The organism is Nocardia sp. NPDC004711 (assembly GCF_053601595.1).
Window position 1 is genome coordinate 1 of record NZ_JBSGCB010000114.1, and the last position, 12,131, is coordinate 12,131.

General features: G+C 64.3%; 11 protein-coding genes. 9 read left to right on the forward strand and 2 right to left on the reverse strand.

The genetic code is table 11. The annotated features are described in order from the left end of the window. Positions 1 to 427 precede the first annotated feature (427 nt). The 6 genes from ACWEKS_RS47285 to ACWEKS_RS47310 all read left to right on the forward strand — a co-directional run bounded on the left by ACWEKS_RS47285 (position 428) and on the right by ACWEKS_RS47310 (position 6,011). Positions 428 to 1,207, forward strand: a complete 780-nt coding sequence (locus ACWEKS_RS47285) for a hypothetical protein (RefSeq protein WP_452346242.1) — start codon at positions 428 to 430, stop codon at positions 1,205 to 1,207. 133 nt (positions 1,208 to 1,340) lie between these two features. After that, the gene (locus ACWEKS_RS47290; protein WP_452346243.1) at positions 1,341 to 2,165 is read left to right on the forward strand and encodes an SDR family NAD(P)-dependent oxidoreductase; all 825 of its coding nucleotides are present in this window, start codon (positions 1,341 to 1,343) and stop codon (positions 2,163 to 2,165) included. After that, on the forward strand, positions 2,165 to 3,019 hold the full coding sequence (locus ACWEKS_RS47295; RefSeq protein WP_452346244.1) for an LLM class F420-dependent oxidoreductase: 855 nt from the start codon (positions 2,165 to 2,167) through the stop codon (positions 3,017 to 3,019). The genes ACWEKS_RS47290 and ACWEKS_RS47295 overlap by 1 nt, the downstream gene beginning before the upstream one ends. Positions 3,020 to 3,055: 36 nt before the next feature. Beyond that, positions 3,056 to 3,598 carry a nuclear transport factor 2 family protein gene (locus ACWEKS_RS47300; protein ID WP_452346245.1) on the forward strand — a complete coding sequence of 181 codons (543 nt, stop codon included), beginning with the start codon at positions 3,056 to 3,058 and terminating at the stop codon, positions 3,596 to 3,598. Between the two features lie 883 nt (positions 3,599 to 4,481). Continuing rightward, on the forward strand, positions 4,482 to 4,895 hold the full coding sequence (locus ACWEKS_RS47305) for a VOC family protein (protein WP_452346246.1): 414 nt from the start codon (positions 4,482 to 4,484) through the stop codon (positions 4,893 to 4,895). Positions 4,896 to 4,964: 69 nt separating this feature from the next. Beyond that, entirely contained in the window at positions 4,965 to 6,011 is a 1,047-nt protein-coding gene (locus tag ACWEKS_RS47310) for a hypothetical protein (RefSeq protein WP_452346247.1), read from the forward strand. Between the two features lie 28 nt (positions 6,012 to 6,039). Here the strand turns inward: ACWEKS_RS47310 and ACWEKS_RS47315 are convergent, their stop codons facing one another. Beyond that, positions 6,040 to 6,711, reverse strand: coding sequence for a transposase (locus tag ACWEKS_RS47315; protein ID WP_452346248.1), 672 nt, complete (start codon positions 6,709 to 6,711; stop codon positions 6,040 to 6,042). Positions 6,712 to 7,291: 580 nt separating this feature from the next. On the opposite strand from ACWEKS_RS47315, the gene ACWEKS_RS47320 reads away from it, so the two are divergent. The 3 genes from ACWEKS_RS47320 (at position 7,292) to ACWEKS_RS47330 (ending at position 10,097) form a co-directional block, all read left to right on the forward strand. Beyond that, complete coding sequence (locus tag ACWEKS_RS47320) at positions 7,292 to 7,459, forward strand: hypothetical protein (RefSeq protein WP_452346249.1); 168 nt, start codon at positions 7,292 to 7,294, stop codon at positions 7,457 to 7,459. Positions 7,460 to 7,825: 366 nt separating this feature from the next. Next, complete coding sequence (locus ACWEKS_RS47325) at positions 7,826 to 9,133, forward strand: alpha/beta hydrolase (protein ID WP_452346250.1); 1,308 nt, start codon at positions 7,826 to 7,828, stop codon at positions 9,131 to 9,133. Positions 9,134 to 9,146: 13 nt separating this feature from the next. Next, complete coding sequence (locus tag ACWEKS_RS47330; protein ID WP_452346251.1) at positions 9,147 to 10,097, forward strand: diguanylate cyclase domain-containing protein; 951 nt, start codon at positions 9,147 to 9,149, stop codon at positions 10,095 to 10,097. 948 nt (positions 10,098 to 11,045) lie between these two features. On the opposite strand, the gene ACWEKS_RS47335 is transcribed toward ACWEKS_RS47330, so the two are convergent. Further along, positions 11,046 to 12,131: NAD(P)(+) transhydrogenase (Re/Si-specific) subunit beta (locus tag ACWEKS_RS47335; protein WP_452346252.1), on the reverse strand; the 1,086-nt coding region annotated here is incomplete at its 5' end.

Sequence of the window (12,131 nt, forward strand, 5' to 3'; positions counted from 1 at the left end):
CGGCTGGCTACAGCGGTACACCTCCCCGAAACCGCCCCGCCCGATCTCCTCGGCCTCCTCGAAACCCGCAGCACGCAACTCCGTGACGACATCGATACCGACATCACGCTGCGTTTCGAACGGATCTCTCTCGACCATCAGCTACTCGTGATCTCCCCACCGGGCACCAGCCACAATATCCCGACCGCTCTGATCGGACCATCGCGCCCGCGCGCTCCCCGTGGCTGCGGGCATGAACGCTGGCCGAACGGAGTGGCTATATCGGTCGATTCCTATGTCGTCGATCGTGGACGCTCGGTACTCAGCACACGACATCCCCATGTCTCCCAATGAACGGAATTCCGAGTCCGGCAGGCCGACGGAAGCCCATACCGTTAGTCGGTCGTGCCTGGCGACGATGCATTGTTTGCGCATCAGGAGGTGAAAGTTGTTCTCGGAGCGGGCATTCTTCTCGTTCATCGAACTGACCGACCCCGATCAACATCGGGAGTACAACGAGTGGCACCAGCTTGACCATCGGCCGGAGAACCTGCTGCTTCCCGGCGTGGCCTGGGGCGATCGGTGGGCCCGACGCCGCGACCGCAACGAAGCCGGGCCTTCGGGCGAAGAATTGAGCGGGACCGATTACGTGGCCATGTATTGGTTCCGGCCGCCGTACGAGCAGAGCATCGCCGAGTGGACCAAGCTGGGAGAGGACTCCTTCCAGTGGGGGCGGGGCCCGATCATGCAAGGAATCCGGCGCTCCTTGCTGGCGTTCTTCACCCCGGTGAAAGGCTATGTCGCGCCGCGGGTTCTGGTGTCAGCCGACGCTTTGCCTTTCCGCCCCAACCGCGGGCTGCACATCACAGTTGGGTACCTGGCAGACCCACACAGTGCGGAGGCCCACGAGCAGTTCCGGTGGCAGGATCGGGTGCGAATTCCCGACCTGCTGAATTGCGCCGGTGTGGCAGGGGCTTGGTCGTTCGCCTTGCACACTGTGCAGAAGCATCCCACGCTCCCGATCGGCGAGTCGCGCCGAGACTATGCGAGCGGATCGCTGCGGATTCGATTGCTGTACTTGGACGGCGATCCGGACACCGTGACTGGTGAGCTGGCCGAGCGGGAGAAGCAGTGGGACGAGTCGGGGCGCGGGGCGCCTTGTCCAGACGCTGAGGAAGTGCTGTTCAGCGCGCCAGTTCACACGATCGTGCCTTGGCAGGATTGGTAGGTAGCTCAGGCGACCGCGTACGGATCGGAACGAAGGACACCAGGGGTCCATCCAGTGGGAGGGTAGCGCCTGCCTCCAATTCGGGACGAGCACACTCTCCGAGGACTTGGGCGACAACCGTTGAGGAGCAGATGTGACTGACCTGAAGCACTACGGACCGTGGGCAGTGATCGCGGGGGGTTCCGAAGGGGTGGGCGCATCGTTCGCGTCCCAGCTGGCCGATGCTGGTGTCAATCTCGTTCTCATCGCACGTAAGCCGGAACCTCTCGCGCAGGCCGCTGCACAGGCCCGTGAAAAGGGCGTCGAGGTTCGCACTCTCGCTCTCGATTTGACGCGGAAGTCGTCGATCGACGAGATCATCTCGGCCACTTCAGATCTCGATGTCGGGCTGTTGATCTTCAACGCGGGTGCAAACAGCTATGGCAGCGAGTTCGTTCTGGGTGACCTCGACCGGTTCCAGACCGTGATCGACTTGAATATCACCGCGCAGCTCGCCTTGGTGCGCCACTACGGCGCGCTGATGCGAGCGGCGGGTCGTGGGGGTCTGCTGCTGGTCGGCTCCATGAGCGGCTACATTGGCGGGTTCCACCAAGGAATTTATGGTGGGGTGAAGGCCTTCGGACGCATCTTCGCGGAGTCGTTGTGGCTGGAATTGCGTGAACACGGTGTGGACGTACTCGAACTGGTGCTCGGGGTCACGCGTACTCCCGCGATGGAACGCGCCGGCTTGAACTTCGACATTCCGGGAATGACGGTGAGCGATCCCGATGATGTTGCGCGAGAAGGGCTTGCCCATCTCGCGGACGGGCCGGTGTGGATTGCGGGCGGTAATGCGGCCAAGGTGAACAAGCGCAACGGTCCAGACCGGTCCGGCCTACTGTTGGAGAACCACGAAGCCATGCTCCGGTTGTTGCCGAAGCGGGAAGCGGAACCTGCGAACAGCCCGCACGGTCGCTGATGAAGATCGGGCTCGTCAGCCCTGTTGTGACGCAGGTTCCCGGCGCCCACTCGGAATGGGAAATCGCTGCGGGCATACAGGATTTGGCGCGGATTGCCGGGCACGCGGACGTGCTCGGCCTCGAGTATCTGACGTGCAGCGAGCATGTCGTGGTACCTGTGGATGTCGCCGATCAGCGAGGCGGGACCTATTGGGACCCGCTGGCAACCTTCGGCTACCTGGCGGCGAAAACCGAGCGCATTAGATTCGTCACTCAGGTTCTGGTGCTCGGTTATCACCACCCCCTGGAGATAGCTAAACGCTACGGCACTCTCGACGTCGTCACCGGCGGACGTTTGACGCTGGGACTCGGTGTCGGATCGCTGGAAGCCGAATTCGAGCTGCTCGGTGCTCCGTTCGCGGGGCGAGGGGAGCGGGCCGATGACGCCCTGCGTGCGTTGCGTAGTGCGCTGTCGGTCCGGACACCCCGGTATCAGGGTTCTCACTACGAGTTCTCCGATATGGTTGTCGAACCGCATGCGATGCAGGCGCGGGTACCGCTGTGGATCGGTGGTCGTACGCAGCGCTCGCTGCGACGGGCGGCCGAACTGGGTGATGGGTGGGTACCGTTCGGACTTTCCGGTTCGGCGGTGCGATCGACGCTGGAAAGAGTCGACCTCCCAACGGGTTTCGAGATCGCACTCTCGGCCGGAGTGATCGATCCTCTCGGCGATCCGGTCGCTACCAGTGAACAGCTCGAAGCGGCAGCATCCGCCGGCGCGACAACCGTCAGTGTATCGATCGCCGCCGCGTCAACAGACCACTACCTCGATCAATTGACTGCTCTGGCCAAGCTCGGACAGTTGGACCACTAGCTGAAGTGCTCGACGCGAAGCAAGGAGAGTTGGGTAATGGAAGAGCGTTTGGCGGCGTTGGAATCGCGACTGCGCTTGCTGGAGGACGAGCGAGAGATCCAGCGGATCGTCGCGCGGTACGGACCGCTGGTGGACGGTGGTGCGGCAGAGGACGTCGCAGCTCTGTGGACCGAGGACGGCGTATACGACGTGGACGGGCTGTTCATGGAGGGCCGTGGGGACATCTCGGCGATGGTGCGGTCCGCGACCCATCAGGGATTCATCGCGGGTGGGTGCGCGCACTTCCAAGGGCCGGTCCATATCACCATCGACGGGGATGTTGCCACGGGCGCGAGCTATTCGCTGATGGTTTTGCACCGCGCGGGTGAGTTCGAGGTGAGGCGTGCCACCGCACATCACTGGCGGTTCGATCGGACCGCTCGGGGATGGCGGGTGCGGCGCAGAACGAGTCGCGCGCTCGACGGAGATGATGTCGCGCACGGCCTTCTCGGGGCCGGCGTGCGCGGTCGTGCCCTCGACGAGAACGACGGCCCGTTCGGTTCCCGAGACCAGGCCGTATCGAGCGCATTCACCGAATAGCGGGCAGATGCCGGAACGTGTCGCCGACCGGAATCTGACATTTCCAGTTGGCCATAGGCTCGGGTTCTTCGAGCGGGAGCGTAGGGTCCTCCAGCAATTGGGATTGCATAGGGCCCGAGGAATGCCTCCACATCGGTGAACTCCTCGTCTAGATGACGCAAGGCACGTTCGCAATCATCGAGCGGGACCGGGTAGCGCACTACGTCCAGCCGGCGCTGCGCGCGCCACGATCCGAATCCCCGGTGCCAGCCGGTAATCGTCACTGACACAACCGATTCCCGCGGCGGCCAGCGCCCGGCACACCGCATCTGCCTCGGGCACATCCAGATCGCCACCGACGAAGGCGCGCCTCGTGGATCCTGAGCAGTCCTGGGGCGACGGCTCCGCCCGGTGCGTTCGCCCGGTAAATCCGCACCGGCACTGGCAGTCTGGATCTGCCGAGCAGGATGTCGTACTTACGAGCGTCTGGAACTGTTATGCGGGCCTCTCGTCGTCCGGCCGCCGTCGTGCCGGGCCGCTCGTCAGGTTTCGGTCACCGGGTTGTGGAATCTGCGCACAGAGAACTAGCACCGGCTAGCATCCGCATCGGGTAGGAGCCCCGGTGTCGTTTCCCGGTCGCGGTAAACAGCGCGGATTTCGCATTCCGCGTGGCCACGGCGACCGCGGATCGGGTCGTCCCATCGAGCGCATCGACGTCATGACATTCACCGCGCATGCTCGTGTCACGAGCGTGCGCGCGTTCTAGTCTGCCGAGGACGTGCAGGCCGGATGAGGTACTCCCGTTCTCCCGCAGAGCGGGAAAGGCGCTGAGCGCCTTCGTGATTGCGCGGGTAGCGTCCGCCGGACGCGTACAGACTCGGGAGGTCGAATGGTTAGCGGGGCAGTGTTCCGATTCACCAAAATTCTGGTCGACGATATCGAAGCCCAATTCAGCTTCTACTCATCGGTACTCGGAATGACCGAGAAGTACCGGGTGAAGCAGGGTGTGGACGGCGACGCCCTCGAAGAGATCATTATGACCTCGGCGCACGGTGGTGACCCCGCCCTGGTGCTCTTGCACTACCTGAACCGGCCCACGCCTCCTCCCGGAGAAGCAGTTCTGGGCTTCAACGTTACCGATCTCGACGCTGCCGTCCACGCCGCGCGGGCGGCGGGCGGCACGGTTGCTACCCCGCGGAAGGAGCTGCCGGAATTCGGCATCTCGGTGGCATTCGTCGAGGACCCCGAAGGGCATCGCCTCGAACTCGTTCAGCGCCTAACGGCCGATGGTGAACCGAGCGATGGTGCCTCGAACTGACCGCGCCAGGTGAGCCGTAGGTCCGGAATTCACCCCTTTTCGATTCGCAACCAAATGGAAGGAACGCCAATGCGCACCTCGAAACAGCACCCTATGACCCCGGTCGTCCCACCGCGGTTGATAAGTGACTTCTATACCCCGGCCGAGGTCGATTCTCTGTTCGGCTTCATCCGCCGCCGCGGGCCCTGGCAACTCGTACTCGCACAACACTTCGCCTCCACCGAGGAGTACTTGGCGATATCGGGTGCCGGGGATCGCAATCCGAATGCGCGACTCGCCGACTTCACCGCACCGGTATTCCGCGGCTATCTGGCCAAGGAAGGTATCGCGATGGACGAGTCGATCCACGACATCTACTTCGGCCGAAAGCTACTCGACCCGATCAAGAAGATGCACTGTGCCCGTTACGGTTTCGCGCACCACATGCTGTTCAACACGTGCGGGCCCTCCCGCAGCTTCGACGCTGGGCATTTCGACACCGGCAATTGGCGCGGGCGGGACGTGATCAACACTCCGGTGTGGCTGCTGGGTGTGATGGCCAAGTCCGGACTGTTCGACCGATGGGAGATCAAGACCGGGCAGATGATCACCTACTTCTACGACTCCGACATAGACGGTGGCTTCACCTACTGGCCCGCCGGCCCGGACCGCGCTCCGTCCCGATTCGAGGCACCGTTCCGGAACACCGCGATTCTTACCGACAACTCCCGCATGTACCACCGTCGCGAAGCAAACGGGCCGCGAGACCATCGCGACTTCCCGGCGCTCGAGATGCATTCGTTGCTTCATCGCGACCAGGACGAGTGGGCAATCCGCAACGGGGACACCGAGATCGCCCGCTACCGCGACGAGGAGAGCCGGACGCTGTTCCATTACACGGCTCTGGTTTTCGACGATGCCGCCGAGGTGAACCGCTACCTCGACCACACCGACGATCTTTCCCTCGACACGGTCTTCGAGATGCTCGCCGCCGACCTGCGCACGCGCGGCATCCGCTACACCGAGCCGACAGCGCCGCTGACCGACCCGGAATTCATCGCTCTGCTCACCGATACCTACGCGATGGCACCGCGGGAGTATCCGGTCGAGGCGCCTCTCGACGTCCCCTTGGGTTAGTGGTCCCGCCTGTACGTTCTTCGGGGGTTCACGCGGCGGTCAGTGATGCGGCAGGCTGGTGGTTACAGCCAGTGGGTTGTTGGGAGTGCTCGTTCCGTTCGTGCTGTTCGATCCGGGCCAGGAGGTCCTCGAGGTCGGCCCGGGTGAACTTCCATTCGAAGGGCCGGGCGGTCTTGTTGTAACGGCGCTCGAATGAGATGAGCGGGTCTTCGACCCGGTCAAGGCTGGTGAAGTCGTTGGGAGAGACGACCTTTCGTTGCACGATGGAGAAGAAGATCTCCACCTGATTCAGCCAGGAGGCGTGCACCGGAGTGTGGACCATGGCCGCGTTGGGAAACTGCGCGATGAGCCGGTCCGCGGCGGCTTTGCCGCGGCGGCTGGATCCGTTGTCGACCACCCAGAACACTCGTTTGACTGAGGCGTAGGGCTGGCTGGTCATGACTTTGTCCACCAGAGCCATGAATGGCGCGATCCCGGTTTTGGCTGCGCAGTGGCCGAAGACCTCGGCGCGATGGACGTCGTAGGCGGCCAGGTGGGACAGCGATCCACCGCGGTCGTATTCGTGGTTGACCCGCATTAGGCGGGAGGCGCGTGGTGCCAGGGTGGGATGGCAGCGGCAGCGGGCCTGGATCGAGGTCTTCTCGTCGGAGGAGATCACGTATTCGTCGTCGCCCAGCAGCCGCCCCTCCCACGTACGCAAGTAGAGGCCCCGCCAAGAACGAGACCAACAACACCCGCCCCGGCGGCGACAGCCAAACCAGCCCCGAATACCCACCCGAACAGCAGGATCCATAGCAGCCTCGAACTCAAACGGCATACCTCAAGAACCACAACAGCCACATCAAGCTCTGAATTCACAACCCCCCTGCTGGGTTCGAACCACCCACAACGAGCGTCTTCGCAGCTCAGCAGCCAACTCCGCGATTCCGACCGCAGACAACAAAGAAGCCACAGGTCGATGATCTGCGGCTTCTTCCAGGGTGGACCTAGCTGGGCGGTATTCCAAACGGGCTGACCTGCACAAACTCGAAACCACCCGCGCCAAAATCGACACCGGGCCCTCGTCTCCACGCCCCCGCCGACACAAGAAGCCTCTGGCGGACCGCCCTCGCGAGCCTCGCAGAATCGAGCGGCGCCTCGGCCCTGCGACGGTCGAAGAACTCCTTCACGCATACCGCGATGACACCTCGACCACGCAACTCGCGGCGCGCTACAGAATCTCCAAGACCGCCGTCCTCAAACTGCTCACCAACCGCAACGTTCCCCGCCGATTCCAATCGATGACCACCAACGACATCGACCACGTCGAACGGCTCTACCTCGCCGGCCATTCACTCGTCAGCTGTAGCCGCCTCACCGGCTTCCCCGCCAGCACCATCCGCGACGCACTCCGCCAACGCGGCACCCCGATGCGGGCACCCGGCGGGCGCCACCGTGCACCGCGCTAGACACCCACGAGTCGGCGTGTCGACACGCCGACTCGTGGATCACATTTCCCGACATAGCAAGCGATCGGCAATCAACTTCTCCGGCTCAACCGACACTTCCCCCATGCATGCCAACCACGATCGATTTCGCAGACAGCGCGACACGCAGCAGTCGACCTGCCCCACAGCCGCCAGGGACTGCTGCATGGATAGGTGACAGCTGTCACCTATCCATGCAGCAGTCCCCTTTGCGTGCCATGAAGTGAGCCTCCCGCTCTCCTCGTGTGAGACCGATCGGAATGCCAACGGTGACGCACTCCTGACACAGGAGCACCTTCGGCCTTCATCGACCCCAGCGACCGCATCCTGGGCTCCACCGCTGCCTGGTTGAGTGCGCACTCGCTTCCGGCACATGGTTGGTTCCTTGTACCTGCTGACACGATCCTTCCCGTGACGGCCGATACAGGTATGCCTGCAGGTATTTCTGCCGCTGTGCGCCTGCCTCCACTCGTTGAGGATCGGCCGGTGTCAGTTGTAGGCCGTGCTGCCGAAGGATCGACGTTGCGCCATGCAGAGAACCGGGGTCGTGTACCCATCCAGTGCCGTTCGGGGGGTGCCCAGCGCTCGGCCGGCGTAGGTGTCCGGGCTGGATGCGAGTCGTCTTCGGCCGAGCCGGACCTGCAGGCAGCTGCGTCAACACTGACCATCCGACGGTGGTACCGGGCCAGTCTCGGCACCAGAATCGCCGATCCACTGCTGCGTGGCACGCTCGGACTCGGGTTGGCGACGTTGACCCGTGTCGCCGACCACAGTCGGTTCGAGCACCTGCTGAAGCTCGGCGGCCTGCTCGACCTTCCGGCCGCGGCCCTGGCTGCTCCGAAGGGCACCAAGCGCCGGATGGTGCGATTCGAGAAATTCCGGGCTGAATGGTTGTGGCACGACGATCTCGATCCGCAGCAACGGCAGGACTCGGCGTTGCTGTATTTCCATGGCGGCGGGTTCATCTGTGGCGGGTTGAACACTCACCGCCGCATGGTCGCCAAGATCGCGCAGGCCAGCGCTATGCCCGCGTTCAGTGTCGATTACCGGCAGTTGCCCAAGGCGCATCCGACCGAAACGCTCGACGACGCGGTCGAAGCGTATCGGTATCTGCTCGAGCAGGGCTTCCGCGCCGAGCGCACCATCGTCTCCGGTGACTCGGCCGGCGGCGGGCTCGCTTTCCGGCTCGCGCTGGCCACTCGTGAACGCGGGCTGCCGATGCCCGGCGGCATCTCCGCGATCGCACCGTGGGCCGATCTGGACTCGACCGTGCGCGACACCCACCCGAATCGGCATCGCGATTCCTATATTCCGGCCCAGGCTCTGGAGGTCATCGCACGCCGGGGCTTTGCCGCCGACAGCGAACTCGACCCTGCCTGGTCACCGGTCAACAGTGATTTCACCGGCCTGCCACCGGTCCTGATCCAGGTCGGCTCCACCGAATGCCTGCTACCCGACTCGGAGATGCTGGCCCGCCGTTGCGCCGAAGCCCGGGTACCGACGCTGCTGCAGATCTGGGACCGTGCCTCCCATGTCCACCACATTGGCGCGGATCTGCTTTCGGATGCCCGCGCCGCGATCGATCACCTCGGGAAGTTCCACCAACAGCTGATGACCGGCCCGATTTCATCGACCGCACTTCCCGACGCCGGCTGAAGAGGCCGATGACGTGGAGCGATACCCCGAACCCGAACAAGTACCTGAGCGGGAGGCGTCCCGTGTAGGCGAGGAACGGTTCCGGATCATCTTCGACAACGCCGCAATCGCGATCGCCATCGCGGACACCGCCGGCACTGTCCTCGATGCCAACCCAGGCCTGGCCGGCATGATCGGTGTCCCGGTCGAAGCATTGCGCGGGACCTCGGTCTTTCGGTTCGCCCACCCCGACGACCACGACGAGATCCGCACACTGATTTCCGGCACCCTGATCGCGGCGCGCGAAGGCACCGCGAAACTGGAGCAGCGATTCATCCGCAACGACGGCAGCACCGGATGGGCATCGATCGCCATCACCTACGTGAAAGGATCCAACGGGCAGGCCGACCATCTCCTCGCAGTCGGAGAGGACGTGACCGAGAAGCACCGGCTGCAAGCCGAACTGCACCGGCAGGCGCGCCACGATGTGCTCACCGGCCTACCCAACCGGCGCCACCTTCTCGAACGGATCGAAACGCTCACCGCCACAGCCGCCGATCGCGACCGAGTAGGACTGTGTTTCGTCGATCTCGACGGATTCAAACAGATCAACGACCGCTACGGTCACGGAATCGGCGACCAACTCCTCATCGCTGTCGCAACCCGCCTGCGCGACAGCCTGCCCGCCGACAAAGGCATGATCGCCCGCATCGGAGGCGACGAATTCGTTGTCCTCGTCCCACCGCCGGCTGACGACCTTCGCGTCACCGCCGTCGCCGACCGGCTGCTGTCCGCACTAGCCACCCCGATCGTCATCGGCGAGTACGAACTACGGATGTCGGCCAGCATCGGGGCCGTGACAACCGTGGCCGACACCCCGGCCGCGGCCCTGCTGGACGCTGCCGACCGCGCGCTCTACCACGCCAAAACCAGAGGCAAAGACCAATGGGTACTCCGCGTACTCGACACCCCAGCAAACGAGTGAACACAGCCGAAGCACAGGCGCGTGATCCCGTCGGTGCACAGCCACCAGCCCCCAACCGCCCGCACCGGGGCCTCCACCGGCGACGGTGATGATGACGCCGCTTATCGCCGCACCCAGTCCGGAACGGTGACCCACACAATGACGTTGTGTTTCAAGCGATCTCCCCTGTCGGCGGCCACGATGCCGGGCGGCGGTGAAACCCGAGCGCCCGAACAGTCACAGTCGGAAACTCTCGTGTTGATCGGCTCTCGCACCACTCTTTGGAGGGTGCGGCCATAGCGGCGGCCGCGAACGCTAGCCATACCCCGAGCGAGGCGATCGGGACGGCGAGGACGCGAATCAGTTCCCATACGTATCGCCCAGCGCCGCAACGGCGTCGCGAACCGAGTTCAGCCGCCGAGCATTGCCAGGCGCGCTACCTGTGCCCGATCCCATTGGGCCGCAACGCCGGAAGTAGCCGCGGCGAGCTGTCCGGCGGGACCAGTGATGGGTCTGTCCAGAGGATAACGGCTCTGTCGCACTTTCGGTGGCGATGACTCAGCAGTCAGGCCAGCAGGATTCGGTGTCGGAGTAGGTCGAATCCTGCTCGGCCATACATTTGTCGTTTGATCAGTCTGGGCGCCATGCTCGCGGCTTCGCGCCTGCGCCTACTTTTATGGAATAGCCGTGCCGTCACCGCGCGGGACCCTGGGCAAGGACGCGATGGCGGCACCCCCGCACCATTCAGGGCTCAGCAATGGCACGCTGTCCTTTGGGAGGTGTGCCGTCACCGCGCGTGAGAGGGCCGGGTAACGCGGTGACGGCACGTCGCGCCACAGCAGCGCTGGAGTGTGGCGCGGGTCTTGGAAAGGTGCTGTCACCGCGCACTACAAGTTCGAGAATGAGGCGCGGTGACAGCACGGCGCGCCACCGGACGGCGTGGTGGCGCTGTTTGGAGAGGTGGCTCGGCTACAGCGCCTTGAGTTCCTCGGTGACCGCGCCGACGGATTTCTTGGCGTCGCCGAACAGCATGGAGGTGTGGTCGGCGTAGAACAGCGGGTTGTCGATGCCGGCGAAGCCGGAGTTCATCGACCGCTTGAGCACGATCACGGACTTGGCCTGGTCGACGTTGAGTACCGGCATGCCGTAGATCGGGGACGAGGCGTCCTCGCGGGCGGCCGGGTTGGTGACGTCGTTGGCGCCGATGACCAGGGCGACATCGGTGCGGGCGAATTCGCCGTTGATGTCGTCCATTTCCTTCATGGCGTCGTAGGAGACCTCGGCCTCGGCCAGCAGCACGTTCATGTGGCCGGGCATGCGACCGGCGACCGGGTGGATGGCGTATTTGACCTCGACGCCCTTGGCCTCGAGCAGGGCCGCCATCTCCTTGACCGCGTGCTGGGCCTGGGCCACGGCCATGCCGTAACCCGGGACCACGATGACCTGGTTGGCATACGCCATCTGGATCGCGGCGTCCGCGGCGGAGGTGGCCTTGGCCTGGCGCTGCTCGCCACTGCCCGATGCGCCCGGAGCCGTTGAACCACCACCGAATCCGCCCGCGACGATGGCGGGGATGGACCGGTTCATGGCCTTGGCCATCAGGTTGGTCAGGATGGTGCCGGACGCGCCGACGATCATGCCGGCCACGATCATGGCGGTGTTGTCCAAAGCCAGACCCGCGGCGGCCGCGGACAGACCGGTCAACGCGTTGAGCAGCGAAATGACGACCGGCATGTCGGCGCCACCGATCGGCAGCACCACCATCAAACCCAACACAGCAGCCAGAAGCAGGAGTCCGATCATCCACCATTGAGACACGCCCTCGCCGGCCGCACCGACTCCGATCACCACCGCCGCCACGACCGCCGCTGCGAAAAGCAGGATGTTCAGCGGCTGCTGCAGCCTCCCGACGCCGATCGGGCGGCCGGGCAGGATCTCCTGCAGCTTGCCGAAGGCGATGACCGAGCCCCAGAACGAGACCGAGCCGATGATGGCCGCGAACAGCGAGGCGATCACGATGTGCACGGTGGGCTGCTCGTGCACCGCGGAAAAGCC